This is a genomic window from Streptomyces sp. NPDC023723 (genome assembly GCF_040639815.1).
In the GTDB taxonomy this organism is placed as follows: domain Bacteria; phylum Actinomycetota; class Actinomycetes; order Streptomycetales; family Streptomycetaceae; genus Streptomyces.
In genome coordinates, this window is the sequence record NZ_JBFAAP010000020.1 from 62,181 (window position 1) to 86,519 (window position 24,339).

The following is a 24,339-nucleotide window of genomic DNA, read 5'->3' on the forward strand; positions in this document are numbered from 1 at the left end:
ACGCCGGCGGTGCCGCCCTCGGTGACACCCGCCTCGCGCGGCACCGCCTGGGTCACGTCGACGAGACGGCCCGGCGGGGCAGGCTGGCCGTGCGGGCGCGGTGCGGGGATGATCCTGGCATGGGCAGCGGCAGCGAGGGACCCCGGCCGCCACAGGCGGACCGGACGACCGCCGGCGGCGTGCGCACGGGGACGGCCGCGGGCCGCTGGGTGCTGCTCACCACCGTGCTCGGCTCGGCCATGGCGATGCTCGACTCCACCGTCGTCAACGTCGCGCTGCCCCGCATCGGAAGCGACTTCGGCGCCGGCCTCCCGGTGCTCCAGTGGACCGTCAACGGCTACCTGCTCACCCTCGCCGGACTCATCCTGCTGGGCGGCGCGCTGGGCGACCGGTACGGGCGCCGGCGGGTGGTCGTCGTCGGCGTGGTCTGGTTCGCACTCGCCTCCCTGCTGTGCGGGCTGGCCCCGAACCCGGCGGTGCTGATCGTCGCCCGGGTCCTCCAGGGCGCCGGCGGCGCGCTGCTCACCCCCGGCTCCCTCGCGCTGATCCAGGCGTCCTTCCACCCGGACGACCGGGCCAGGGCCGTGGGCCTGTGGTCCGGCCTGGGCGGCGTGGGCGCGGCCGTCGGCCCGTTCCTCGGCGGCTGGCTGGTCGACGGACCGGGCTGGCGCTGGGTGTTCCTGCTGAACGTACCGCTGGCGGCGGTGTGCGTACCGGTGGCCCTGCGGCACGTCCCCGAGTCCCGCGGCCCGCGCCGCACCGGCCGCTTCGACCTGCCCGGCGCGGTCCTCGGCGCGCTGTTCCTCGCGCTCCTCACCTACGCGCTGATCGACGCCGTACCCCTCGCCGGGGCGGCCGGCCTGCTGGCCGGCGCCGCCCTCGTCCTCGTCGAACGCCGGCGGCCGGACCCGCTGCTGCCCCCGTCCGTCTTCCGGTCCCGGCTGTTCACCGCCGTCAACGTGGTCACCCTGTGCGTGTACGCCGCGTTCGGCGGGTTCTTCTTCCTGTGCGCCCTGCAACTCCAGGTCGTCGTCGGCTGGTCGGCGCTCGGCGCCGGCGCGGCGCTGCTGCCGACCACGGCCCTGATGCTGCTGCTCTCCGGCCGCTCGGGCGCGCTGGCCCAGCGGATCGGGCCGCGCCTTCCGCTCACCGCCGGCCCGCTGCTGTGCGCCGCCGGCCTGCTGCTGATGCTGCGGGTGGGGGAGGGCGCCGGGTACGCGCGGGACGTGCTGCCCGCCCTGGTCGTCCTCGGCCTGGGCATGGTCACCCTGGTCGCGCCGCTCACCGCCACCGTGCTGGCCTCGGTGGACACCGGCCGGGCGGGCCTGGCCAGCGGCATCAACAACGCGGCCGCCCGCGCGGCGGGCCTGCTGGCGGTGGCGGCGCTGCCGCTGCTGACCGGCATGGGCCCGGACGCGTACCGCGAACCCGGGGAGTTCGACGCGGCCTTCCACTCCGCGATGCTGATCTGCGCGGGGCTGCTCGTCGCGGGCGCCCTGATCGCCTGGACCGCCGTACGCACCCCGGCGCGGCCCGAGCGGGGCGGCCCCGAGTGCCGGATGCACTGCCCGGTGGCGGCCCCGCCGCTGGAGACGGGACGGGACGCCGCCTGACGGCGATCGGGGCGTCGGGCGGCCCGCCGGACGCACCGGCGGATTCTCCTCGCACCGCAGCAACTCGGCCCGGTACCGGGACCGGCGGGGGTGCCCACCGGGCAGGTACACGTGGCGACTGCCCGGCCGCCGCCCCGAGTGGTAAGTGATAACCGTTTCCACCTGTAGATTTCTGCCTCGGACGGTACGGGTGCGAAACGGAAGAGGTGGCGCGACCAGATGGGCGTGAGCATGGGAACGGCCAGGGCGTGGGTGGAGCGCTGGGAGCGGCAGCAGCGGCGCTACGCGGTGGACCGCGAGGAGCGGTTCACGGTGATCGCGGACGTGGTCGAGCACGGCACGGCGACGGCGGGCCCCCGGCCGCTCCTGCTGGACCTCGGCTGCGGCCCCGGTTCGCTGTCCGCCCGGCTCGCCCACCGGCTGCCGGCCGCCGAGATCGTCGCCGTGGACATGGACCCCCTGCTGCTGGAGCTGGGGCGCACCCATCACGCCGACGCCGCCCGGTACGTGGACGCCGTGATCGGGGCGGACGGCTGGACCGAGACCCTGGGACTGCGTCGCGGCCTGGACGCCGCCGTCTCCACCACCGCCCTGCACTATCTCGACGAGCCCACACTCCTGGACACCTACCGGGCCCTCGCCGAGCTGCTGCGGCCCGGCGGGGTCCTGGTCAACGGCGACCACTTCCCGCCGGCCGCGGCACCCTGCGCCGGCCTGACCGCGCACGTGGGACGCCGGCGCGCCGAGCGGACGGGTGCGCACACCCACGAGGACTGGCGGTCCTGGTGGGCGGCGGCGGCCCGGGACCCGGAACTCGCCGACCTGTTCGCCGAACGCGAGCGGCGCCGGCCGGCCGGGGGCGGCGGCGCGGAGGACCTCTCGCTCGGCCGGCACACCGAGCTGCTGCGCCGGGCGGGCTTCCGGCACATCGCACCGGTCTGGCAGTTCGGGGACAGCTGTGTGCTGGTGGCGGTCAAGGACTGACCCCGTTTCGGCGGTCAGCCCTTGGCGGGGCGCCCGTCCCCGAGGGCCAGGGCCATCAGGATCTCGTCGCGGTCGTCGCCGGGCGCCACCCGCAGCGCCCCCGGCCACCGGCCGACCTCCGTCCAGCCGGCCTTGCGGTAGAAGTCCTCCAGTCCGAGGCCGGCCCGCACCGTCAGCTTCAGCCGCTCCAGGCCCAGCTCGTCGCGGGCCACGTCCCGGGCGTACCGCATCAGCGCCGCCCCGATGCCCAGACCGCGCGCCGACACCTGGGTCTGGACGTGGTTGACGACACCGCAGTGCGCCTCCAGCGGATGCGCCTCGCGGCGCACCAGCAGCCAGCCCACGAGCGCGCCGTCGGCGGTGGCCACGAGCAGCCGGGCGTGCCGGGGAGCGAGGCTCCCGACGAGCCGGTCCAGGGCCGGCGCGAGATGGGCCGGCGACACCGGCGGCAGCGGGCAGTCCGCCGGGATGACCGCACCGCCGGCGTTGGCCACCGCCGCCCAGCAGGCGAGCAGTTCCCGGCGCAGCGCCGGGGAGAGCTGGTCGGGCCGGCTGATCTGGGCGAACGCGAGGGCGTGCACTGTCTCGGGCGCTGTCACACCGTCAGCTTGCCAGAGACGGGTGCGGCCCGCCGGGGCGGGGGCGCCCCCCGGGGCCGCGCGGGCCGTCGGTGTCCGGCGCCCCGCGAAGACGTCACGGCTTGCGGGCGACCGCCCCGTACATCGCGATGTCCTCGTCGCGGATGCCTTGCTCACCGGCGCCGTCCGGGTGCCACTTGTGCACCTGCACGATGCCCGGCTCGACCAGCTCCAGACCCTCGAAGAACTCGTCGGCCTCGGCCAGGGTGCGCAGCCGCATCGGCATGTCACGGGCCGCGTACTCCCGGGCCACCCGCGCCACCTCCTCGGGGGCGAACTCCGCGGTGCCGATCGACATCGCCAGGTAACTGCCCGACGGCAGCGGCTCGAGGAGCCGGCGCACCACACCCACCGCGTCGTCCGCGTCCAGCATGAAGTGCACGATGGCGATCACCGTCAGTGCCACCGGGCGGGTCAGGTCGAGGGTCTCGCGCAGTTCCGGCGCGTCGAGAATGGCCGCCGGATCCCGGAAGTCGGCCTCCAGGTACGACGTCCTGCCCTCCGGCGTACTGGCCAGCAGCCCCTGGGAGAGGGTGAGCACGATGGGATCGTTGTCGACGTAGACCACCCGCGCGTCGGGCGCCACCGCCTGGGCGATCTCATGGAGGTTGGGAGAGGTGGGGATGCCCGTGCCGACGTCCAGGAACTGACGCATCCCGGCCGTCTCGGCGAGCCAGCGCACCGCCCGGTTCATCCAGTCCCGGTTGGCACGCATGTGGATCGGCAGGGCGGGCCACTCCCGGGCCATGGCGTCGCCCGCCTCCTGGTCCGCCGGGTAGTAGTCCTTGCCGCCCAGGATGTAGTCGTAGATCCGCGCCGAGTGCGCGTGGTCGGTGTCGATGCGGTCAGCGGGCCATCCGTTGTCGGGCACCGTCATGTCTCCCATACAGGTCGTTAGGTTCGGGCCAACGCTCAACAAAGAAAGCACACTTCACAGCAGAAAGTCGGCGGCACCGGCTTTCACACCCGACACGAAGCGCGCCATCTCGTCCGCCGGGAAGACCAGTTCTGGCCCGCCCGGGTCGGCCGACCGGCGCATCGCCACCCGCCCGTCGGCCAGCCGCCGCACCTCGAAGCACGAACCCGCGGCGGCGTCGCTCCACGCCGTGAGCCGTCCCTCCGGCGCGGGAGCGGGCGTGCCGTGCGGCGGCCGGGGGTCCACCGTCACCACTCCTTGCGCAGCGCGTCGAGAACCGCCTCGGTCCGGGCGGCCGGCGTCGCCTGGGCGCCCAGCCGGTCCAGCGCCTCCCGGTACACCACCACGTCGTCGCCCTTGTCGAGGTAGACGGCGCCCACCAGGCCGTTGAGGTAGACGACGTCGGGGAGTTCGCGGGCCCGGAACCGGAACAGCTGGTACGCGCCCGCCCGCATGGCCGGATGCGGCCCGTTGGCGAACGGCATGAGCTGCACCGTCACCTGCGGCAGCCGGTTGACCTCGATGAGGTGCCCGAGCTGCGCGCGCATCACCTCCGGCCCGCCGACCGGCCAGCGCAGCACCGTCTCGTCCATCACCACCCACACCCGGGGCGGCGCCTGCCGGGTGAGCAGTGCCTGCCGGCGCATCCGCAGCGCCACCCGGCGCTCGGTGGCCTCGGCCGGGGCGTGCGGATTGCCGGCGCCCAGCAGGGCACGCGCGTACGCCTCCGTCTGGAGCAGCCCGTGGACGAACTCGCTCTCGTAGGCCCGGATCTGCAACGCCGCCTGCTCCAGGCTCAGATAGGCGGCGTACCAGTCCGGCATGACATCGCGGTAGGTGTGCCACCAGCCGCGCTTGTTCGCCTCGCGGACCGACTTCAGGAAGGTGTCGATCTCCTGCTGGTCGGTCACCCCGTAGACCTGGAGGAGCTTCTCCGCGTCGGTCAGCCGCAGCCGGGCCACCTTGGCGGCCTCCATGCGGCGGATCGTGGAGTGGCTGACCCCGATGGCCTCGCCCGCCTCCTCGAAGGACAGCCCGGCCCGGGAACGCAGCTCCTCCAGCTGCTTGCCGAGGATCATGCGCAGAACGGAGGGGGCACCGCCCCAGTCGGTCTCCGCCCGCACGCCGCACTCCCTCGCTCGCTCGGAAAAGTTTCCGGGTCACCGTCTCATGGGCCGAGGTGACACGGGCACACACGGCCACGTCGCCGCGAGGAGCAGCATGCACGTGGGCACTTGCAATTTTCAACTTGCCGGTTGCGAGGCGTGGTCGGAAGGTGCCACAGTGGAGTCACCGTTCCGGTTGTCACGTACACCGGTGATGCCGCACCGGCTGCCGGCGGTCCGGGCGTTCCCGGTGCGAAGGCGGACGGAAGGCGACGGCGATGGACGGCCCTTCCTCCGCCGGACGCCGGACGAGCCGCCCGGCCACCACCGGACCGGCGCGTCACCCCAGCCATGCCACCCGCGGCCGGCCCGCCCGAGCCGGAGCCGCGGGGCGGCAGCGCGGAGGCCGGGCGCACTCCGGTCGACCACCGGGGCGCGCCCGGCCGCCGCGCACACCCGGAGGCGGGCACACCGGTCGACTCCCCGGGCCGACGGCCCCGACCGGCCCGCCTCCGGGTGCCCTCCCGTCCCGCCCCGCCCACCGGTGCGCGGCGCCGGCCGGTGCGGGCAGGGCGCTGCCCGGTCCGAGCACACCCCTGGTCGGACACCGGGTCGCCGGACCGCGCGGGCCCGGCTCCACCGCATGGCTCGAATCCGCCCGCCCCGCGCCGCAGCCCGCCCGTCGAGAACAGAGCACAGCACCGCGGCGGTGCCCCGCTGAGAGCGGCCGCCGCCCGCACCACCGGCGGCCCGTGCCGCCGGGCCCGGCCCATCCCCCACTTGGCCGAAGGACACCCCCCTCATGAACCGACCGCTCCGCCCCGACCTGTCGTCGCCCCGCCCGCGGCCGTGCCCGCCCGACCACGCCGGGCGGCTGCGGATACCGGCGCCGCTCTCCGCGGACCTCGGCTACGACGCCGTGGGCCTGCCCCGGGAACACGGCGCGCACATCATGGACCGCCTCCCGCGCGTCGGCTGCGTCTTCGCCGACGGCCGGCGCTGGTGGTGGATCGTCCCCGCCGGTTCGGAGATCGGCGTCATCTGGCCGCCCGGCACCACCTACGCGGTCGGCGCCCGGGTGGCCGACCCGTCCTGGACCACGACCCACCGGCCGAAGCCCGGCGCGGACCGGCCCGGACTCATCCACGCGCCCCGCACCGGCTCGCCGTACACCCCGCCCATCCCCCTCTACGTCCTCACCTGCCGGCTGGCCGGCCGCCCGCCGTGCTGGCAGTTGGACGCCTCCGGCTGACCCCGCGGGCCGTCCGGGCGAAGGATGACAAAAGGTGTGAAGCGGATTAACGTGCTGAACGGGCTCACCCACCGGAGTGACTATGTTCGGCAAGCGCCCCGCACCGGGCGGCGACGAGCTGCTGGCCAGACTCGGCTCGCTGACCACCCAGGCGCGCCGCCACGCGGAACTCCAGCGTTCCCGGGTGGAACTGGCCGTCGCCCTCCAGCGCGGCATGCTCCCCGGTGACCTGCCCGTCATCCCCGGCTTCCACCTGGCCGTGCGCTACTCGCCGGCCCACTCCGGGCTGGACGTGGGCGGTGACTGGTACGACGCCTTCACCCTGCCCGACGGCCGCATCGGGCTGTCCGTCGGCGACGTACAGGGCCACACCATCGACGCGGCGGCGTTCATGGGGCAGGTCCGGGCCGGCCTGCGGGCGCTGGCCTCCGTCACCGGCCACCCCGGCGACCTGCTGGCCCGCACCAACGACCTGCTCCTCTCCCTCGGCGGCGACCGCTTCGCCACCTGCACCTTCATGCGCCTCGACCCGGCCACCGGGGTACTGGAGAGCGCCCGCGCCGGACACATCCCCTGTGTGTGGGCCACGGCGGACGGCAGGGCCGGGATCGCCGAGGACGAGGGCGGGCCGCCGCTCGGCGTGCTGGGCGGCACCGAGTACCCGGTGACCCGGTACCGGCTCACCACGGGCGGCGTCTTCGTCCTGCTCACCGACGGAGTGGTGGAGGGCCCCGCGCTCAGCGTCGACGAGGGCCTGGACCAGGTGGTCCGGCTGGCCGGGGCCGCCGCGGTCGCCAACCTGGAGGCCGATGCGCTGGCCGGCGCGGTGATCAAGAACGCCGCGCTGGTGGGACACGAGGACGACGCGGCGGTACTGGTCGTCGGCCACGACGGCTGCCGGGCCGGGACGTGAGGTCCTGACCTCACCCGGGCCCGCCTGTCGCCGCCCCGGGGCCCGCCCGCTCCGCCCGGCGGCACCCGGCACCCGGCCGATCCCGTCTGGCCGACCGGGCGGCACCGTTGTCTGATGGCCGGGTGGTGGGTATCCGAGGCCGGCGGCGACCGGTCGTCCTCGCGCTGGAGACACTGGGCGTGGCGGCCGGCTACTACGCGGCCGGACGCCTCGGACTGCTGCGCGGGCTCGCCGTGGACCAGGCAGTGGTCACGCCCATCTGGCCGCCCACCGGCGTCGCGCTGGCCTGTCTGCTGATCCTCGGGCTGCGCGCGGCCCCGGGCATCGCACTCGGCGCCCTGTGCGTCGTCCTCTCCCTGTCGACCCCGGGACCCTCCACCATCGGTGTCGTCGCCGGGAACACCGCGGCCCCCGTCTGCGCCTACCTCATGCTGCGCAGGGCGGGCTTCCGCGCGGACCTGGCCCGGCTGCGCGACGGCCTGGCCCTGGTGTTCCTGGGGGCCCTGACCGGCATGGTGATCAGCGCCTGCACCGGGGTGGCCCTGCTCCTCGCCGCGGGCAAGGTCGACACCGGCAGTCTGCTGCCCGTCTGGCTGGCCTGGTGGGTGGGCGACGCCATGGGGGTCGTCCTGGTCACCCCGCTGCTGCTCGTGCTGCACCGGGCCCGCGGGGCCCCGCTCGGCGAGGTCCGCTGGAAGGAGGCCGGCGGCCTGGCCGTCGTAGCCTGCGTCCTGGTCCCGCTCGCCACGCAGAGCACCCTCGACGTGCAGTTCCTGGTGTACCCGCTGCTGATCTGGGCGGCCCTGCGCTTCCAGCTCGCGGGCAGCATCCTGTGCGCCCTCCTCGCCTCCGTCCTGGCCACCCTCGCCGCGACCGACGGACGCGGTCCGTTCACCGGGCTGACCGAGACCGAGGTGATGATGAAACTCCAGGCCTTCAACGGCACCATGGCGCTCACCGCGCTCCTGCTGTCCGCGGTCATCACCGAACAGCGCACCACCAGGCAATCCGTGGAACGCGCCTGCCTGGAACTGGCCGCCGCGCTGGAGCACCTCACCGCGGGGGACTCACCGCCCGGCCGGCGGCCCGGCGGGGACGGACCCCTGTCGTAGTCCGGTGGTCCGGCGCCACCATGCTTTCCGTTGCCCCTGGGTAGGCGCGCCCGAGATCATCGCCTCCCCACCGACGACAGGAGCAGCACGGTCCATGGCCTACGTACCCGACCACTCGACCCCCGACCCCGCCGCGGCACCGGCACTGGCGATGCCGGACTGGGCGCACGACCACGTGACGGCACTCATCGGGATACCCCTGCGCATCGCCCTCATCGTGGTCGGTGTGGCGCTGGTGCGGATGCTGGCCAAACGGGCCATCACCCGCGTCGTGCAGCGCATCCTGGAACCCGGCGACGGCGCCCGGGAACCGGCCCGGCGCGGCGGCCGGGGCCCGGCGGTGCTGCACCGCGACCGCTCCCGCGCCCGGGAACGCCGCGAACAGCGGGCGCGGACCATCGGCTCGGTGCTCAGCAGCATCGTCTCCGTCGTGCTGTTCGTGATCGCCGTCGCGATGGTGCTGGACCAGGTCGGCATCGCGCTCGGCCCGCTGCTGGCCAGCGCGGGGGTGGTCGGCCTGGCGATCGGGTTCGGCGCCCAGAGCCTGGTCGCCGACTACCTCTCCGGCATGCTCATCATGATCGAGGACCAGTACGGCGTGGGTGACTCCGTCGACCTCGGGGAGGCCGTCGGCGAGGTCGAGCAGGTCGGACTGCGCCTGACCCACGTCCGGGACCTCAACGGCGGGCTGTGGCACATCCGCAACGGCGAGATCATGCGGGTGCGCAACGACAGCCAGGAGTGGGCCCGCGCCGTCCTGGACGTGGCGGTGGCCTACGACGCGGACCTCGACGAGGTCTACCGGGTACTGGAGGAGACCGGGCGGACGCTGCGCGAGGACTCCGCGTTCGAGGGCGTCCTGCTGGAGGACCCCGCGGTCTGGGGCGTGCAGTCGGTGGACGCCGACGGGGTGACGGTGCGGCTGGCGGCGCGGACCGCGCCCATGCAGCAGTGGGCCGTCACCCGGGAGCTGCGCCGCCGCGTCAAGGAGGCCCTGGACGCGGCCGGCATCGCCCTGCCCTTCCCGCGGCGCACCCTCTGGCTGCGGGGCGACGACGGCGCCGACGGCCGGGAGGCGGCGGCGCTGCGCTGAGCGTGTCTTCCGGATGACCGTCCGGGTGATCGTCGCCGGGTTCCGGGCCGACGGCCGCGCACGGGGGGAAGGCATGGCGACGTCCAACCTGTACGAGATAGGGAGACACGCATGCGTATGCGTACGTTCGTGGCCGCCGGGCTGCTGTCCTTGACCGCCGCGATGATGGGTGCCGGCACCGCCACCGCCAACGAGGGCCCGCACGGGTTCGAGCTGGAGGCGGGCTACTTCGACCACAAGGCCGCGGGCCAGTTCATGAACGTCGGCGGTGAGAACGGTGTCACCTGGGCCGGCAAGGCCGAGCAGCACCGCGGCGCCGAGCTGGAGATCGAGTCCGGCCGCGACTAGTCCCGGACCGGGGCTCGCCCCCGTCCGACCCCCGGGCCCGCCCCGGACCGCACACCGGTCCGGGACGGGCCCGGGGCCCATCCCGGCCCAAAGCCTTCCCAGGCATTTCCCCCCCGGCCGCGACCCATCCCGGCCTGGGGCCCTCCCCGGCCCGGAGCCGCTTCTGGCCCGGGGCCTTTCCCTGCCGGAGCCGCTTCTGGCCTGGGCTCTCTCCGCTCTCCGTGCCGGAGGAGTTTTTCCCTGTCGAAGTCCTCTCCGGCTCAGAGCCCTTCCCGGCCTGGGGCCCTTTCCTGTCCGGAGCCCTTCCCGGCCCGAAGTCTCCCCCTACCGGGCCCCACCGGGCCCAGGGCCGGCCCCTCCCCCCCGCCGGGCCCCTCCCCGGACCGCGCGTGTCCCGTACGCGCCCCGTCACTAGGCTGACGCCGGTTGTGAATTCCGCACCCGGTCCGCCCGGACCGCCGCACCTTCCCAGGGACGCATCATGGCCGCCGCCTCGCCCGTGACCTTCGACGACGTCCGCGACGCCGCCGCGTGCCTCGCGGGCGTCGCCCACCGCACCCCGGTACTGACCTCCCGCACGCTGAACGCGCGCATCGGCGCCGAGGTCTTCGTCAAGTGCGAGAACTTCCAGCGGGTCGGCGCCTTCAAGTTCCGCGGCGCCTACAACGCCGCCGCCCGGCTCTCCCCGGAGCAGCGGGCCAAGGGCATCGCCGCCTACTCCTCCGGCAACCACGCCCAGGCCACCGCGCTGGCCGCCCGCGAACTCGGCACCACCGCCGTGATCCTCATGCCCGCGGACGCCCCGCGCGCCAAGCGGGAGGCCACCGCCGGATACGGCGCGCGGATCGTCACCTACGACCGCTACACCGAGGACCGCACCGCGCTCGGCGAGGCCCTCGCCCGGGACCGCGGCATGGCCCTGATCCCGCCCTACGACCATCCGCACGTCATCGCCGGCCAGGGCACCGCCGCGCTCGAACTGTTCGAGGACACCGGCCCGCTGGACGCCCTGGTCGTGCCGGTCGGCGGCGGCGGGCTGATCGCCGGCAGCGCCGTCACCGCGAAGGCGCTGCACCCGGCGGTCCGGGTGATCGGCGTGGAACCCGAAGCGGGCGACGACACCAAGCGCTCCCTGGCCGCCGGCCGACGCGTCACCGTGCCCGTCCCGCACACCATCGCCGACGGCCAGGCCCTGCCCACCCCCGGCGAGATCACCTTCGCAGTCAACCGGCGCCTCGTGGACGCCATCGCGCTCGTCACCGACGAGGAGATCGTGCAGGCCCTGCGGTTCGCCTTCGAACGCCTGAAGATCGTCCTCGAACCCAGCGGCGCCACCGCGCTGGCCGCCCTGCTGGCCGGCCGTGTCGAGGACCCGCCGCGGCGGATCGGCGTCATCGCCTCCGGCGGCAACGTCGACGCCGCCCGGTTCGGCGCGCTGCTCGCCGGCTGAACCGGGGCGGACGCCGGCCCCGAGACGTTCGCCACAGGCCGGGCCGGGCACATCGCGCGCCGCACGGGGTATCCGGCTCGCGAGAGGAGGCGGCCCCGGACGTGGTGGCCGGGTCACACATGAACGGGCGGCAGGCCGGCGGGTCCCGGCGGGACGGGGGGTCAGGCGGTACGGCCGTCGACTTCGCGGACGTCGCCGCGCGTCCGGGCCGTCGCGGCGGCGCAGAACGCCTCCAGCCCGGTCAGCAGCGCGCCGCGGTCGGCGGCCGGCATCAGCGCCAGCACCGACCGCACCTCCCGCTCCCGCCGCTCGCGCAGGTCGGCGAGGAAGGCGCGGCCCCGGCCGCTCAGGCGCAGATGGACCTCGCGCCGGTCCTCCGGGCTCGTCACCCGCTCGACGAAACCGGCCGCCTGCAACCGGTCGCAGAGCCGGCTGGTGGACGGCGGGGTGGAGGCGAGGGAGTCGGCGAGGGTGCCCAGGGTGATGCCCGCGTGGTGCTCCAGGATGTGCAGGACGCGCAGTTGGGACGCGGAGGCCGGGGCGGTCGAGGCCCGGCCCCACAGAACTTCCAGCAGCTCCGCGGCCGTGGCGGTCACCCGCGCGACCTCGGCGGGCTCCGGGCGGGGACGGAAGACGCTCACGATCACCCTCTCGCAGGCGCTGGACGAGCCGTCAGCCTACTAGGCGCGCGCCGCCGGCCCGCGCCCCGAACAGATGATGAGGACAGGTGCATTCACTGCCGTGAACAGACTTGAGACCGCCGTACGCGCGCTGCGCACGGCGGCGCCCCACGAACTGCCCGAGACCGCCCGCCGCGCACTGGCGCGGGGGTACGCGGCGGACGGCGTCCAGCTCTATCTCGTCGACTACGGCCTCACCGTGCTGCGGCCGGTGACCGCGCCGCCGGAGACCGGGCACCCCGTCTCCGTGCACAACGGCCCGGCGGGCCGGGCCTTCGGCGCCCAGGAGCCGTACCTGGAACCGGCCGGCGACGGCCGGGCCCGAGTGCAGCTGCCGGTCACCGTGCGCGGCGACCGGCTCGGCGTGCTGTCGGTGGAACTGCCCGACGCGGACCGGGCGCGCGCCGTCCTGCCCGAGCTCGCGGAGATCGCCGAAGTGCTCGGGCACGAGCTGATCGTCGCCGAACGCGACACCGACCGCTATCTGCTGGCCCGCCGCACGGACCGGCTCACCCTGGCCGCCGAGATGCAGTGGCAACTGCTGCCCGGCCGCTCCTGCGCCCGGCCCGAGTACGAACTCGGCGCCCAACTGGAGCCCGCGTACGCCGTCTTCGGCGACAACTTCGACTGGTCCGCGACCGCCGACCACCTCATGCTGTACGTCACCAACGGAATGGGCGAGGGCACCGAGGCGTCGCTGCTGACCAACCTGGCGGTCAACGCCCTGCGCAACGCGCGCCGGGCGGGCCTGCCGATCGCCGATCAGGCGTGCCTGGCCGACCAGGCGGTCTTCGCCCACTACCGCGGCCGCCGCTATCTCTCCGTCCTCATGTTCGACTTCGAACTCGGCACGGGACGCGCCCGGGTGGTCGACGCCGGCTCCCCGCTGCTGCTGCGACTGCGCGCGGGACGGGTGGAACGGGTCGATTTCGAGGCCCAGTTGCCGCTCGGCATGTTCGAGGAGACCGATTATGTCGCGCAGGAGTTCGAGGTGCGGCCCGGCGACCGGCTGGTCTCCGTCAGCGACGGGGTCTACGAGGCCGTCTCGCCGAAGGGGGAGGTCTACGGCGACGGCGCGCTGGCCCGGGCCGTGCAGGCCACCCGGCTGCTGCCCGCCGCCGAGGTGCCGCGCGCCGTCCTGCGCGAGCTGACCGGCCACCGCGGCCGCGGCGCGCCGGACGACGACGCCCTCGTGGTCTGCCTGGACTGGCACGGGCGTTGACCCCCGCGTTGTTGTTCCCGCGGCCCGCGCCGGGCTAATGTTTGTCATACGGCAATAAATGGCGGGACGGTACGGCCGACGGCGGCCCGGGCGGTCGCGCCGAGGGAGACGATGCGGGTGACGGAGCGGGCCGGGGTCTCCCCGACCGACCGCCGGGAACGGGCCGCCGCGGCCGGGCCGGCGAGTCCGCGATGACCGCACCCGCGCAGGACCGGCCCGCCGCCGGGCCGGCCCAGGTGCGCGCGTCCACCGGCACCCTGCCGATCGGCTCCGACGCGGACCTGGCCTGGGTCCGGCAGCAGGTCCGGCGGACCGCGGCCGGCCTCGGGTTCGGCCTGGTGCTCCAGACCAAACTGGTCACCGCGGCCAGCGAGCTGGCCCGCAACACCCTGCTGCACGGCGGTGGCGGACAGCTGGACATCGGCACGCTGGGCGGCGAGCGGGCCCGGGGCGTGCGGCTGGTGTTCACCGACACCGGTCCCGGCATCCCGGACGTCGAGCGGGCGATGCGCGACGGCTACAGCACCGGCGGCGGCCTCGGGCTCGGCCTGAGCGGGGCCAGACGGCTGGTCCACGAGTTCGCGATCGAAACGGAACCCGGCCGGGGGACCACGGTCACGGTCGTCGTCCGGGACCCGGCGCTACCGTGCTGAACGGCTCACTCCGCGGCGGGCCCCGGCTCCACGGCCTGGCGGAAGGAGCGCAGTCCGCGGCGCAGCGCCGCCCGGTCGGCGGGTGCCATCCCCGCCAGCGCGTGGGCCAGGGCCCGGGCCCGCCGGTCGGCCACCTCGTCCAGTACCCGCCGGCCCTGGGTGCTCAGCCGCAGCCGCACCTCCCGCCGCCGGTGCGGATGCGCGTCCCGCTCCAGCAGCCCGGCCGCCACCAGCCGGTCGCAGAGCCGGCTGGCGGTGGGCGGGCCGATGTCCAGCCGCCGGGCGAGGCCCGTCAGGTTCAGCCCCGGCGCCTCCCGCACGGTCCGCAGCGCGCGCAGCTGATGCGGGGACAGCCGCAGCGCCGCGCCCTGCGCCGCCACTGACCACAGGGCCGTCAGACTGTCCACGGCGTCGGCCAGCTCCCGGGCGACGGCCTGGGGGTCGCCACCGGGACCGTCGAGACGGGTCATGCAAAGGCTGTACCCGAAGACCCGCGGCGCAAGCAGGACCGGGCCCCGGCTGTCGTCCCCGGCCGCGAGCCGGACGGTCCGGTGCCGGCCCGGACGCGTCCGGGGACCGGTGATTCGCGTGGTGCGGGCCGGGCTCCGGTACGGCCAGACTGCGGAGGTCGTCGCTTGGCACCCTCTCCCGACGGAGGTACCCGTAATGCCAACCGCAATGTCATGGGCACGACAACTCGGAGTCTGGGCGGGCGCGTTGCTGCTGCTGGCCACCGGGGCGTGGTCCACTCCCGCCGTCGCCGCCGACGGCCCCACCGTCACCACCCGCTACGGCCAGGTACAGGGCGCGGCGGGCGAGAGCGCGCACTCCTACCTCGGCATCCCCTACGCCGCCCCGCCGGTGGGCGCGCTGCGCTGGCGCCCGCCGGCGCCGCCCGCGCGCTGGTCCGGCGTCCGCGACGCCACCACCCCCGGTGACCCGTGCATGCAGACCGCCTCGGGCAGCCCGTGGGGCGACCTGGCCGGACCCGGCACCCCCAGCGAGGACTGCCTCTACCTCAACGTCCACACCCCGGCCCGGCCCTCCCCGCTCAAACGGCCGGTGATGGTCTGGATCCACGGCGGCGGCTTCACCGTCGGCTCCGGGGCCTTCTACGACGGCAGCACCCTCGCGGCCGACGGCGACGTGGTCGTCGTCACCCTCAACTACCGGCTCGGCGCCTTCGGTTACCTGGCCCATCCCGGCCTGGCCGGGGAGTCCGCCGAGGGCGTGTCGGGCAACTACGGCCTGCTCGACCAGCAGGCCGCGCTGCGCTGGGTGCGCGACAACGCGGCGGCCTTCGGCGGCGACCCCGCCAACGTCACGATCTTCGGCGAGTCGGCGGGCGGCGGCAGCGTCTGCCACAACCTGGTCTCGCCGCGCACCGCGGGCCTGTTCGACCGGGCCATCGCCCAGTCGGGCTGCGGCTTCACCCTGCCCACCCAGGAGTCGCAGGAGCGCGGCGGCACCGCCTGGGCCCAGTCACTGGGCTGCGCGGACGCCGCGTGCCTGCGCGCGCTGCCCGCCGACCGGCTGCTCAGCGCCGCGCAGAGTCCCACCGCCCGCTGGACGCCCAACGTCGACGGCGCGGTACTGCCCCGGCAGGTGACCGACGCGCTGGAGAGCGGACGGTTCCACCGGGTCCCCGTGCTCCAGGGCACCACCGCCGACGAGGGCCGGCTCTCCGTGGCGACCACCTACGACCTGGCCGGCCGCCCGCTCACCGCCGCCGGATACCCGCCGGCGGTCCGGGCCCTGTACGGCGAGCGGGCCGACGCGATCCTCGCCCGCTACCCGCTCACCGACTACGGAACGCCCGCCGAAGCCCTGGGCGCGATCCTCACCGACTCCCCGTTCGCCTGCCCGCAGTCCCGGACGGCGAGTCTGGCCGCCCGGTACGTCCGCTCCTACCAGTACGAGTTCGCCGATCGGCAGGCCATGGACTACCTCGCCCTGCCGATCAGTTTCCCGATCGGCGCCCCGCACGGCTCCGAGATCCGCTACGTCTTCGGCGGCGTCGACGGCACCCCCGCCCAGAACGCCCTGGCCGACTCGATGCTCGGCTACTGGACCAACTTCGCGAAGACCGGCGTCCCGTACGCGGCCGGCGCTCCGCGCTGGCCGCTCCACCCGCAGGTGCAGACCCTCGCCCCCGATGCGATCACCTCGGGAACCGCTTTCCCCGAACAGCACAAGTGCGACCTGTGGAACCAGTCCGGCTCCTGATCCGCGACGGACCGCGCGACCCGGCCCGGGACGGTCACCCCGTCCCGGGCCGGGCCCGCGACGCGGGGTCAGTACGGGCGGTCGCCGGCGATGGCGACGCGCTCGGCGACGCGACGCCGGGTGCCGTAGTCGCCCACGGCGTAGTGCTGGGTGGCGCGGTTGTCCCAGAACGCGATGTCGCCCGGCTGCCAGCGGAACCGCACCTGGTACTCCGGCACATGCGCCTGCTGGAACAGGAACCGCAGCAGCCGGTCGCTCTCCTCGCGGTCCATGCCGGTGATGTGCGTGGTGAAGGACGTGTTGACGAACAGCATCCGCCGCCCGGTCGCGGGATGCGTGCGCACGACGGGGTGTTCGACAGGCGGGAAGAGGCCCTGGAAGGGGGCGAGCCGTTCGGGACCGTAGAAGCGGGCGAAGCCGGGGATGAAGTCGTGCACCGCGCGGGCGCCGTCGATCCGGTCCTTCACCCGCTGGGGGAGGTTGTCGTAGGCGGCGGCCATGTCCGCCCACATGGTGTCACCGCCGAACGGGGGCACCTCGCGCAGTTGCAGGACCGCGCCCAGCGCCGGGCGCTCGCGGAAGGTGACGTCGGTGTGCCAGACGTTCTCGAACGTGGGGGCGGCGCCGCGGCTCTTGTCGAAGCGGACGACGTCCTCGCTGGCGCCGGTGGCCAGCAGCGGGTTGGTCTCCAGCTCGCCCCAGTTCCGGGCGAAGGCGCGCTGCTGGTCGGAACTGAGGTGCTGGGACCGGAAGAAGAGCACCTTCCACTCCAGCAGGGCACGGTCCAGCTCCGCGCGCAGGGCGGGAGACAGCGGACCCGAGAGGTCCACCCCGCGGATCTCGGCACCGATGGTGCGGGCCTGCGGGACGACGTCGAAGAGTTCGTACGGGCGCTCCTGCCACCCGTCGGGCAGCCGGCGCAGGACGCGCGGCCCCTCGTAGATCCCGTCTCCCGGGATGCGCGCGGTGCGGAGCGTGGCTGCCGGCAGGTCGGCCGTGGCGGTCATGGGGTCCTCTCCTTCGGGCCGGGGCCGGGCAGGCGGGACGGCGGACGCGCGGGGCGGGGCGGACGGGACACCCGGTACGCGGGAAAGGGCCGTCCGCGGCGCGCCGCCGTCATGGCCGGCCCTGGCAACGGCGGGTGGGCGTCCGATGCGACGGGACGCCGGTGAAAGCGGTGAAAACGCCGAGCCCTCGGGAACGGACTCGGACTCGGACTCGCGGAAGGTCTCCGGCTAACGGCCGGAGCGCTCACACCCGGTTCGCCTCGGGACGCGCAGAGGCCCCGCAGCTGACTCGAACCAGTAGATGAGCATGGACCGATTGTGTGATCCAGCCGCGCGGCTGTCAACGGGCCGCCGTGGTGCCGCCGTGACCACCGACCGCGCACCGGACGTCCGTCGGACACCGGCGCGGACACGTTCTCCGCCGTCGCCGGCCGGCCGCGCCGGCCACGTCCGGCGCGGGACGGGCGGCCTGGCCCCGCGTCCGCCGTCTCGCCCCGCGGAACGCCGCGCATACCGGCCGCGCGGGAGGGTAGGGCTTCCCCGGGCAAGCCCACGCACGCCACGCACCAGCCAGCCGCCAAGTCGCGGTCCCCGCGCGGACGGGGTGCGACGGCCGCCTCCCAGGAGCGTCGCCATGCCGGACATCGGAATCATCGGGGCGGGGATCGCCGGTCTCCACCTGGGCCTCCTGCTGCGGCAGCACGACCTGCCCGTCACCCTCTACAGCGACCGGACCCCGGCCCAGGTGGCCACCGGCCGGCTGCCGGCCACCGTCGCGCACCACGCCCCCACCCTGCGCCGGGAGGCGGCGCTCGGCGTCGGTTTCTGGTCCGCCGAGGAATACGGCTACACCTGCCACCACCACTACGTCGGCGGCCCCGGGCCGCTGTCCTTCCGCGGCGACTTCACCAGCCCCTCCTGCGGCGTCGACCACCGCCTGGTGCTGCCCGCCCTGACCGACGTGTTCCAGGAACGCGGCGGCCGACTGCGCATCGGCCCGGTGGCCGCCGCCGACGTGGAGCGGCTCGCGGCCCGGCACGACCTCCTCGTGGTGGCCGCCGGACGCGGACCGCTGGCCGGTCTCTTCCCCCGGCTCGACGGCCCCGGCTCGGCCACCGCGCCGCGCCGCCGGCTGTGCGCCGGCCTCTACCACGGCATCGCGGCGGCCGAACCCAAGGGCGTCACCCTGTCCCTGGCCCCCGGCCGCGGCGAACTGATCGAGATACCGCTCTACTCCCGCGACGGACACGTCACCGCGCTGCTCTTCGAGTGCGTGCCCGGCGGCGGCGCCGACGCCCTCTGCGAGATCGACCACCGGGCCGATCCGGCCGCGTTCCGCCGGGCGGTGCTCGACGAACTCGCCGCCCACCACCCCACCGTCGCCGCCCGCACCGCCCCGGCCGGGTTCGGCCTCACCGGCCCGCTCGACCTGGTACGGACGGCGGTCGTGCCGACCGTGCGGGCGGACTGGGCGCGACTGCCCGGCGGGCGGTACGCGCTCGCCCTCGGCGACGCCCACACCGTCGTCGACCCCATCGTCGGACAGGGCGCCAACATCGCCTCGTACAGCGCGGCGGTCGTCGCCGAGGCGGTCCTGGCGGACCCCGTCTTCGACGAACTGTTCTGCCGCCGGGTCGCCGCCCGCCGCGCCGAGGTCGTCCGGGGCGCGGCCGGCTGGTCCGAGCTCATGCTCCAGCCACCCGAGCACGTACGGCGGTTGCTGGGCGCGATGAGCGAACTGCGCGGCGCCGCCGACGAGTTCACCGACAACTTCGGCCACCCCGACCGGCAGTGGCGCATCGTCGCCACCCCCGAGCGCACCCGCGCGTTCCTGGCCCGGCACACCGCGCCCGACCGCGCCTGAGTACGCGTACTCACGCCGGCTGCGTCCCACCGCGCTGCCCCGCCCCGCCGCCGGCCCGCACGATGGGAGCCCATCCCGCGGCGGAAGAGTTGCTCATGGCCCGTGACCCGCAAGTGCGCATGGCGACCACCGAGGATCTCCCGTGGATCCACGAACTGCGCCACCGGGTGTACGCACGGGAACTGGGCCAGCATCCGCCGCACCCGTCCGGACAGCTGCACGACGGACTCGACGGCGACAACGTGTACCTGGTCGTGGCGCACGGCCCGGTCCGCACCGGCTTCGTCAGCGTGACACCGCCCCGGGCCGGCCGCTACGCGCTGGAGAAGTACCTCACGCGCGAGGAACTGCCGGTGCTGGCCGAGGACGGCGTGTTCGAGGTGCGGCTGCTCACCGTCGAACCGGAGCGCCGGTCCACCGCCGCCGCGCCGCTGCTGATGTACGCGGCGCTGCGCTGGATCGCGGCCCGGGGCGGACGCCGGGTGGTGGCGATGGGCCGCACCGACCTGCTCCCCATGTACCTGGCCACCGGACTGCGCCCCGCCGGCCGTACCGTCCGCAGCGGCGCCCCGTCCTTCGAGGTGCTGACCGCGAGCGTGCGCGAGCTGAGCCGGGCCGCCACCGGCCGGCACCGCGCCACCGTCGACCGGCTGCGCGCCCGCACCGACTGGCGGCTGGACGTGCCGTTCGCCGTTCCGCCGGACGGCTGCGAACACGGCGGCGCCTCGTTCACCGCCATCGGCACCGACTTCACCGACCTGGACCGGCGCCACCGGATCGTCGCCGCCGACGTGCTGGACGCCTGGTTCCCGCCGGCCCCCGGAGTGCGGGCGGCGCTCGCCGAGGACCCGGCCTGGACCGCCCGCACCTCGCCGCCCGCCGGGGCCGAGGGCCTGCTCGCGCGGATCGCCGCCGCCCGCGCGCTGCCGGTGGAGACGCTCGCGGTGGGCGCCGGTTCGTCCGACCTGATCTACCGGGCGTTCGGCCGGTGGCTGACCCCGGCCAGCCGGGTCCTGCTGACGGACCCCTGCTACGGCGAGTACGCCCATGTCACCGAGCGGGTGATCGGCTGCCGGGTCGACCGGTTCCGGCTGCGCCGCGAGGACGGCTGGCGGATCGACCCGGACCGGCTGGCGGCCACCGTCGCCGCCGGCGACTACGACCTCGTCGTCCTGGTCAACCCGAACAACCCGACGGGCGTGCACGCCCCCGCCGCCGGCCTGCGGCCGCTGCTCGCCGCCGCGCCGCCCCGGACCCGCTGGTGGATCGACGAGGCGTACCTCGGCTACGCGGGACTCACCGAGTCGCTCGCCGAACTCGCCGCGACCGACCCGCGGGTGGTGGTCTGCGCCTCGCTGTCGAAGATGTACGCGCTGTCCGGCCTGCGAGTCGCCCACCTGGTGGCCGAACCGGCCACCGCGGCCCTCCTGCGCGACTGGACGCCGCCCTGGCAGATCGGGCTCCCGGCACAGCTGGCCGCGGTGGCGGCGCTGCGCGACCCGGCGTACTACACCGACCGCTGGCTGCGCACCCACACCCTGCGCCGCGCTCTCGCCGCCGGCCTGGCGGCCCTGGACGAGACGGTGGCGGTCGAGGAGTCCGTGGCGAACTTCCTCACCCTCACCCTGCCGCCCGACCATCCGGGCGCCGCCCGGATGGTGGCCGAGTGCCGCCGCCACGGGGTGTACCTGCGCGACCTGTCCCCGCTGTCACCGAGCTACGAGGGCCGCGCGGTGCGCGTCGCGGTCCGGGACACCGCCGAGAACACCCGTATCGTCGCCGCCTGCCAGGCCGCCCTGGAGACGCTCCGGCCGGGCCCGGCGGCCACCACCGGCACGCCCCGGACCACCGCCGTCGCCGCCACGGCCGCCGGACCGGCCGGCTGACCCGGTCCCGTACGGCGGTCCGGGCACCGGCCGGGCCGGCCCCGGCTACGCGCCGGCCGCCGGACCCGTCTGCTGGACCACCTCGAAGGACCACAGCGTGGACCCGCTCGCCGCCGGCTTGGGACGCTCGCCCGCCGCGCCGCCGCCCTGGTGGGCGGACTTCATCGGCCCCTCCATCCACGCCTGGAACGACTCCTCGTCGCGCCACCGGGTGTAGACCAGGTAGGTGTCGGTGCCCTCGACCGGACGCAGCAGCTCGAACCACTCGAAGCCGTCGGAGTTCTCCACGGCGCCCGCCCGGGAGGCGAAGCGCTGCTCCAGCGTCTCCCGCTGCTCGGCGGGCACGGTCAGTACGTTGATCTTGACTACGCTCATGGCCTCATCCTGCCGTACCGGCCCCGCGGCGGCCGGTCCGGGTCACCCGCGCGGCGCCCGGACGCCGTGCCGCGCGAGCAGGGACGCGCAGATCTCCCCGGCGCGTACGGCGGTGGTGGACAGCAGGGTCGAGCTGAGGCCGTGGGTGTGTTCGGTGCCGCCCTGGAGGTAGACGTCGGCGGTGACGCCCGGCGCGGTCTGCACCCGGTGGTCGCGGCCGACCCGCAGGGTGTCCTCGTCGTCGCGCAGACAGAGCTTGGCGATCTCGCCGAGGCTGTCCCCGATGCCCTGCGGCCGGTAGCCGGTGGCGTGCACGAGGACGTCGGAGGCGAGGAGTTCGCGCTCGCCGGTCGGCAGGAACTCGACGGTCACCCGGACGTCGTGGTCGCTGGTCTCGACCTCGCGGATGCGGGAGACGTTGAGCATCCGCAGCCGCTGCCTGCCCTGCACCCGCTCCTGGTACATGGTCCGGGACAGCGACTCGATCAACTCCATGTCGACCACCGAGTAGTTGGTGCCGCGGTGGTAGTCGAACAGGGACTGCTTGACCTCGGCGGGCGCGCCGTAGAAGACGTCCACGGCCGCCGGGTCGAAGATGCGGTTGGCGAACGGGCTGTCGTCGGCGGGTGTGTAGCCGTACTTGGCGAACACCGAGCAGATCTCCGCGTCCGGCAGCTTGCGGTGCAGGTAGTCGACGGCCTCGGCGGCGCTCTGGCCGGCCCCGAGGACGACCGCGCGCCGCACCGGCCGCCCGGAGCGGACCAACTCCGCCACCCGGGGCACCAGTTCGCTGGTGTGCCAGACCAGGTCGGACAGCACGGCGCCGGGCGGCAGCCGGGGCTCCAGGCCGGTGGCCACGCACAGGGCGCGGGCGCGGCGCACGGTGCGCCGGTCGGGCGCGGCCGGGTCACGGCTGACCACGTCGAACCAGCGGACCTCGCCGTCCTCCGTGACCGGCCGCACCGCGACCACCTCGGCGCCGTACTCGACGAGCCGGCCGACGCGGGCGGCGGCCCACTCGAAGTAGTCGTGGAACTCCACCCGCAGCGGGAACAGCGTCTTCTGGTTCAGGAAGTCGGCCAGCCGGCCGTGTTCGCGCAGGTAGCACAGGAAGCTGAAGTCGCTGGTGGGGTCGCGCATGGTCACCAGGTCCTTGAGGAAGGACACCTGCATGGTGGCGTCGTCGATCAGCATGCCCCGGTGCCAGCCGAACCGCGGCTGCCGTTCCAGGAACCCGGCGCGGAACGGCGCCTCGGGGCCCGCGCCGGCGCCGTGTTCGTGCAGGGCGATCGCGAGGGCGAGGTTGGCCGGACCGAATCCGATGCCCAGCACGTCGTAGACGGAATCCGGCCCACTGTGCAACGTCGTCACCGCGTCATCGCCTCCCGTCGCGGGAACCCGGCGTTCCCCGGAAAGAACACAGGCTGCTCCCAGCAGGCACATGCTAGATAAGGTTAGGCTTACCTAGCAACGGGTGGGCAGGGTGTGGTCCCGGCACGGCCGCGCGCCCTGTGCATCAGGGGACCCTTACTTTACGATGGCGCCGGTCCGGCCCCGGGGCCGCGAGCGACCTGTCGGGAGGCGCGTTGTCGTGTGCGGTGCCGAGGAAGCCCTGGCCCACTGGCGGCGGTTGCTCACCCCGCCGCCCCCGGAGGTGCCCCTGCCCTGCGACCGGCCGCACCCGCGCCGGCCGTCCCCGCACCGGCGCACGCGCACCCTCACCGGCGTGCCGGACGCCCCGGGCCCGGTACTGCCGGCCGCCTTCTTCGCCCTGCTGCACCGCTACAGCGGCGTGACCGACCTGACGGCCGGTCACGACGGGCTCCCGGTGCGGGTGTCGCCGCGGTACGAGCCCGGCTTCCGGGAACTGGTGCGGCGGGTGACCGAGGCGTGGCAGCGGTCCGAGGGCCAGCGGCTGCCGGTCGAGATGCCGGCCGACGAGGTGCGTCCGGCGCCGACGCGCGGCGGCGGCCTGTTCTTCAACACGGCGTTCGCCACCGCCGGCCGGCCCGCCACCGGCTTCCGGGCCCCCCTCGACCTGCTGCTCGACGTACGCGGCGGCGCGGCCCGCGCGACCTGCCACCCCGGGCTCTTCGACGCCGCCACCGCCGACCGCGCCCTCGGCCACCTCCGGACCCTGCTGACCGACGCCCTCGCCCGCGCCGACGACACCGGCCCGGGCCCGCGGGCCTACGTCCTGGACGGGTACCTCCAGCCGGTTCCGGCCGGTGTCACCGGCCAGTTGTACCTGGGCGGCACGGGGCCGTCCGGCGGGCGCCCGAGCCGCCCGGTCCCGACGGCCGGACGGTTCGTCGCCGATCCGTTCGGCCGGCCCGGCTCCCGCATGTACCGCACGGGCCGGTCCGCCCGCCGGACGGCCGACGGACGACTGCGCCTGGCTCCCCGCGCCCGCGGAGAGTCCCGTACCCGCAGAGAGGGAGGAACCGACCGATGAGTGACGTGACGAGCGGTGCGACGAGCAACCCGTTCGAGGACCCCGACGGGGTCTACCTGGTCCTGGTCAACGACGAGCACCAGCACAGCCTCTGGCCCGGCTTCGCCGAGGTCCCGGCCGGCTGGCGGGTGGTGCACGGCCCCGCCGCCCGGCAGTCCTGCCTGGACCACGTGGAGACGCACTGGACGGACCTGCGGCCCCGCAGCCTGGCCGAGGCGATGGACGGCTGACCGAGGCCGCGATGTCAGTGCCGGGTGCGAGGCTGTTCGGCATGGATGAGGCGGAGTTCATGCGCGGCCGGGTCTACGGAGCCGAGCACGGTGACCCCGGGCCGCGGACCGGACATGTGTACGCACAGTTGGTGGGCGGCCCGCTGGACGGTCTGCTCCTGGACGTCACCGGCACGTTCGGCGACGGCCGGCCGGAGAGCATCGCCCTGCCCACCGAGATAGGCAGGTACGGCCCCGGCGGCCGGGCCGTCTACGCGCCCCGTCCGCCGGACGCCCGGTGCTTCGACTGGCAGGGGGACACCCCCTGACCGCCCGG

General features: G+C 75.1%; 25 protein-coding genes. 16 read left to right on the forward strand and 9 right to left on the reverse strand.

The window, feature by feature from the left end; translation table 11 throughout:
* Positions 1 to 119 precede the first annotated feature (119 nt).
* Both AB0G32_RS21515 and AB0G32_RS21520 read left to right on the forward strand, forming a co-directional pair.
* Positions 120 to 1,613 (forward strand): MFS transporter, encoded by a 1,494-nt coding sequence (locus AB0G32_RS21515; protein WP_361165363.1) that lies wholly within the window; start codon positions 120 to 122, stop codon positions 1,611 to 1,613.
* A 219-nt stretch (positions 1,614 to 1,832) separates the two neighbouring features.
* A complete protein-coding gene (locus AB0G32_RS21520) occupies positions 1,833 to 2,597 on the forward strand; it encodes a class I SAM-dependent methyltransferase (RefSeq protein ID WP_361165366.1) in 765 nt (254 codons plus the stop codon).
* A gap of 14 nt (positions 2,598 to 2,611) precedes the next feature.
* Here AB0G32_RS21520 and AB0G32_RS21525 read toward each other — a convergent pair whose 3' ends face one another.
* The 4 genes from AB0G32_RS21525 to AB0G32_RS21540 all read right to left on the reverse strand — a co-directional run bounded on the left by AB0G32_RS21525 (position 2,612) and on the right by AB0G32_RS21540 (position 5,275).
* Positions 2,612 to 3,196, reverse strand: coding sequence for a GNAT family N-acetyltransferase (locus tag AB0G32_RS21525; protein ID WP_361165369.1), 585 nt, complete (start codon positions 3,194 to 3,196; stop codon positions 2,612 to 2,614).
* 94 nt (positions 3,197 to 3,290) lie between these two features.
* Positions 3,291 to 4,106, reverse strand: coding sequence for an SAM-dependent methyltransferase (locus AB0G32_RS21530; RefSeq protein ID WP_361165560.1), 816 nt, complete (start codon positions 4,104 to 4,106; stop codon positions 3,291 to 3,293).
* A 60-nt stretch (positions 4,107 to 4,166) separates the two neighbouring features.
* Positions 4,167 to 4,403 carry a DUF397 domain-containing protein gene (locus AB0G32_RS21535; RefSeq protein WP_361165373.1) on the reverse strand — a complete coding sequence of 79 codons (237 nt, stop codon included), beginning with the start codon at positions 4,401 to 4,403 and terminating at the stop codon, positions 4,167 to 4,169.
* Positions 4,400 to 5,275 (reverse strand): helix-turn-helix transcriptional regulator, encoded by an 876-nt coding sequence (locus AB0G32_RS21540; protein ID WP_361165376.1) that lies wholly within the window; start codon positions 5,273 to 5,275, stop codon positions 4,400 to 4,402. The genes AB0G32_RS21535 and AB0G32_RS21540 overlap by 4 nt, the downstream gene beginning before the upstream one ends.
* A 784-nt stretch (positions 5,276 to 6,059) precedes the next feature.
* Here AB0G32_RS21540 and AB0G32_RS21545 point away from each other — a divergent pair.
* The 6 genes from AB0G32_RS21545 (at position 6,060) to AB0G32_RS21570 (ending at position 11,425) form a co-directional block, all read left to right on the forward strand.
* The gene (locus tag AB0G32_RS21545; protein ID WP_361165379.1) at positions 6,060 to 6,509 is read left to right on the forward strand and encodes a hypothetical protein; all 450 of its coding nucleotides are present in this window, start codon (positions 6,060 to 6,062) and stop codon (positions 6,507 to 6,509) included.
* Positions 6,510 to 6,591: 82 nt separating this feature from the next.
* Positions 6,592 to 7,422, forward strand: coding sequence for a PP2C family protein-serine/threonine phosphatase (locus AB0G32_RS21550; RefSeq protein ID WP_361165382.1), 831 nt, complete (start codon positions 6,592 to 6,594; stop codon positions 7,420 to 7,422).
* A gap of 122 nt (positions 7,423 to 7,544) precedes the next feature.
* Complete coding sequence (locus tag AB0G32_RS21555; protein ID WP_361165385.1) at positions 7,545 to 8,534, forward strand: MASE1 domain-containing protein; 990 nt, start codon at positions 7,545 to 7,547, stop codon at positions 8,532 to 8,534.
* Between the two features lie 94 nt (positions 8,535 to 8,628).
* Positions 8,629 to 9,627: a mechanosensitive ion channel family protein gene (locus AB0G32_RS21560; RefSeq protein ID WP_361165388.1), complete on the forward strand. Its 999-nt coding sequence runs from the start codon at positions 8,629 to 8,631 to the stop codon at positions 9,625 to 9,627.
* A gap of 111 nt (positions 9,628 to 9,738) precedes the next feature.
* Positions 9,739 to 9,975 (forward strand): hypothetical protein, encoded by a 237-nt coding sequence (locus AB0G32_RS21565; protein ID WP_361165391.1) that lies wholly within the window; start codon positions 9,739 to 9,741, stop codon positions 9,973 to 9,975.
* Between the two features lie 481 nt (positions 9,976 to 10,456).
* Positions 10,457 to 11,425 (forward strand): threo-3-hydroxy-L-aspartate ammonia-lyase, encoded by a 969-nt coding sequence (locus AB0G32_RS21570; RefSeq protein WP_361165394.1) that lies wholly within the window; start codon positions 10,457 to 10,459, stop codon positions 11,423 to 11,425.
* Positions 11,426 to 11,586: 161 nt separating this feature from the next.
* Here AB0G32_RS21570 and AB0G32_RS21575 read toward each other — a convergent pair whose 3' ends face one another.
* A complete protein-coding gene (locus AB0G32_RS21575) occupies positions 11,587 to 12,021 on the reverse strand; it encodes a MarR family transcriptional regulator (RefSeq protein WP_361165563.1) in 435 nt (144 codons plus the stop codon).
* A 121-nt stretch (positions 12,022 to 12,142) separates the two neighbouring features.
* On the opposite strand from AB0G32_RS21575, the gene AB0G32_RS21580 reads away from it, so the two are divergent.
* Both AB0G32_RS21580 and AB0G32_RS21585 read left to right on the forward strand, forming a co-directional pair.
* Entirely contained in the window at positions 12,143 to 13,327 is a 1,185-nt protein-coding gene (locus AB0G32_RS21580; RefSeq protein ID WP_361165397.1) for a PP2C family protein-serine/threonine phosphatase, read from the forward strand.
* A gap of 191 nt (positions 13,328 to 13,518) precedes the next feature.
* The gene (locus tag AB0G32_RS21585; protein ID WP_361165400.1) at positions 13,519 to 13,980 is read left to right on the forward strand and encodes an anti-sigma regulatory factor; all 462 of its coding nucleotides are present in this window, start codon (positions 13,519 to 13,521) and stop codon (positions 13,978 to 13,980) included.
* Between the two features lie 5 nt (positions 13,981 to 13,985).
* Here the strand turns inward: AB0G32_RS21585 and AB0G32_RS21590 are convergent, their stop codons facing one another.
* Entirely contained in the window at positions 13,986 to 14,450 is a 465-nt protein-coding gene (locus tag AB0G32_RS21590) for a MarR family transcriptional regulator (protein WP_361165403.1), read from the reverse strand.
* 208 nt (positions 14,451 to 14,658) lie between these two features.
* Between AB0G32_RS21590 and AB0G32_RS21595 the strand changes: the two genes are divergently transcribed.
* Positions 14,659 to 16,206 (forward strand): carboxylesterase/lipase family protein, encoded by a 1,548-nt coding sequence (locus tag AB0G32_RS21595; RefSeq protein ID WP_361165406.1) that lies wholly within the window; start codon positions 14,659 to 14,661, stop codon positions 16,204 to 16,206.
* Between the two features lie 68 nt (positions 16,207 to 16,274).
* Here AB0G32_RS21595 and AB0G32_RS21600 read toward each other — a convergent pair whose 3' ends face one another.
* Complete coding sequence (locus AB0G32_RS21600; protein ID WP_361165409.1) at positions 16,275 to 17,213, reverse strand: TauD/TfdA family dioxygenase; 939 nt, start codon at positions 17,211 to 17,213, stop codon at positions 16,275 to 16,277.
* Positions 17,214 to 17,847: 634 nt separating this feature from the next.
* On the opposite strand from AB0G32_RS21600, the gene AB0G32_RS21605 reads away from it, so the two are divergent.
* Positions 17,848 to 19,077, forward strand: coding sequence for a styrene monooxygenase/indole monooxygenase family protein (locus tag AB0G32_RS21605; protein WP_361165412.1), 1,230 nt, complete (start codon positions 17,848 to 17,850; stop codon positions 19,075 to 19,077).
* A gap of 95 nt (positions 19,078 to 19,172) precedes the next feature.
* Positions 19,173 to 20,963: an aminotransferase class I/II-fold pyridoxal phosphate-dependent enzyme gene (locus AB0G32_RS21610; RefSeq protein WP_361165415.1), complete on the forward strand. Its 1,791-nt coding sequence runs from the start codon at positions 19,173 to 19,175 to the stop codon at positions 20,961 to 20,963.
* A gap of 45 nt (positions 20,964 to 21,008) precedes the next feature.
* Here AB0G32_RS21610 and AB0G32_RS21615 read toward each other — a convergent pair whose 3' ends face one another.
* The gene (locus AB0G32_RS21615) at positions 21,009 to 21,338 is read right to left on the reverse strand and encodes an antibiotic biosynthesis monooxygenase (protein WP_361165418.1); all 330 of its coding nucleotides are present in this window, start codon (positions 21,336 to 21,338) and stop codon (positions 21,009 to 21,011) included.
* A 42-nt stretch (positions 21,339 to 21,380) separates the two neighbouring features.
* On the reverse strand, positions 21,381 to 22,709 hold the full coding sequence (locus AB0G32_RS21620) for a lysine N(6)-hydroxylase/L-ornithine N(5)-oxygenase family protein (protein WP_361165421.1): 1,329 nt from the start codon (positions 22,707 to 22,709) through the stop codon (positions 21,381 to 21,383).
* A 220-nt stretch (positions 22,710 to 22,929) separates the two neighbouring features.
* On the opposite strand from AB0G32_RS21620, the gene AB0G32_RS21625 reads away from it, so the two are divergent.
* Genes AB0G32_RS21625 through AB0G32_RS21635 form a run of 3 tightly spaced genes read left to right on the forward strand, consistent with a single transcriptional unit; the run spans position 22,930 to position 24,331 of the window.
* Positions 22,930 to 23,793: a hypothetical protein gene (locus tag AB0G32_RS21625; RefSeq protein WP_361165424.1), complete on the forward strand. Its 864-nt coding sequence runs from the start codon at positions 22,930 to 22,932 to the stop codon at positions 23,791 to 23,793.
* Complete coding sequence (locus tag AB0G32_RS21630) at positions 23,790 to 24,023, forward strand: MbtH family protein (RefSeq protein WP_361165427.1); 234 nt, start codon at positions 23,790 to 23,792, stop codon at positions 24,021 to 24,023. The genes AB0G32_RS21625 and AB0G32_RS21630 overlap by 4 nt, the downstream gene beginning before the upstream one ends.
* Before the next feature lie 41 nt (positions 24,024 to 24,064).
* The gene (locus tag AB0G32_RS21635) at positions 24,065 to 24,331 is read left to right on the forward strand and encodes a hypothetical protein (RefSeq protein ID WP_361165430.1); all 267 of its coding nucleotides are present in this window, start codon (positions 24,065 to 24,067) and stop codon (positions 24,329 to 24,331) included.
* The last annotated feature ends 8 nt before the right edge of the window (positions 24,332 to 24,339 follow it).

Coding starts and splice junctions, on each gene's coding strand:
- AB0G32_RS21515 (WP_361165363.1), top strand. CDS start 120: ATGGGCAGCGGCAGCGAGGGACCCCGGCCGCCACAGGCGGACCGGACG.
- AB0G32_RS21520 (WP_361165366.1), top strand. CDS start 1,833: ATGGGCGTGAGCATGGGAACGGCCAGGGCGTGGGTGGAGCGCTGGGAG.
- AB0G32_RS21545 (WP_361165379.1), top strand. CDS start 6,060: ATGAACCGACCGCTCCGCCCCGACCTGTCGTCGCCCCGCCCGCGGCCG.
- AB0G32_RS21550 (WP_361165382.1), top strand. CDS start 6,592: ATGTTCGGCAAGCGCCCCGCACCGGGCGGCGACGAGCTGCTGGCCAGA.
- AB0G32_RS21560 (WP_361165388.1), top strand. CDS start 8,629: ATGGCCTACGTACCCGACCACTCGACCCCCGACCCCGCCGCGGCACCG.
- AB0G32_RS21565 (WP_361165391.1), top strand. CDS start 9,739: ATGCGTATGCGTACGTTCGTGGCCGCCGGGCTGCTGTCCTTGACCGCC.
- AB0G32_RS21570 (WP_361165394.1), top strand. CDS start 10,457: ATGGCCGCCGCCTCGCCCGTGACCTTCGACGACGTCCGCGACGCCGCC.
- AB0G32_RS21580 (WP_361165397.1), top strand. CDS start 12,143: ATGAGGACAGGTGCATTCACTGCCGTGAACAGACTTGAGACCGCCGTA.
- AB0G32_RS21585 (WP_361165400.1), top strand. CDS start 13,519: ATGACCGCACCCGCGCAGGACCGGCCCGCCGCCGGGCCGGCCCAGGTG.
- AB0G32_RS21590 (WP_361165403.1), bottom strand. CDS start 14,450: ATGACCCGTCTCGACGGTCCCGGTGGCGACCCCCAGGCCGTCGCCCGG.
- AB0G32_RS21595 (WP_361165406.1), top strand. CDS start 14,659: ATGTCATGGGCACGACAACTCGGAGTCTGGGCGGGCGCGTTGCTGCTG.
- AB0G32_RS21600 (WP_361165409.1), bottom strand. CDS start 17,213: ATGACCGCCACGGCCGACCTGCCGGCAGCCACGCTCCGCACCGCGCGC.
- AB0G32_RS21605 (WP_361165412.1), top strand. CDS start 17,848: ATGCCGGACATCGGAATCATCGGGGCGGGGATCGCCGGTCTCCACCTG.
- AB0G32_RS21610 (WP_361165415.1), top strand. CDS start 19,173: ATGGCCCGTGACCCGCAAGTGCGCATGGCGACCACCGAGGATCTCCCG.
- AB0G32_RS21615 (WP_361165418.1), bottom strand. CDS start 21,338: ATGAGCGTAGTCAAGATCAACGTACTGACCGTGCCCGCCGAGCAGCGG.
- AB0G32_RS21630 (WP_361165427.1), top strand. CDS start 23,790: ATGAGTGACGTGACGAGCGGTGCGACGAGCAACCCGTTCGAGGACCCC.
- AB0G32_RS21635 (WP_361165430.1), top strand. CDS start 24,065: ATGGATGAGGCGGAGTTCATGCGCGGCCGGGTCTACGGAGCCGAGCAC.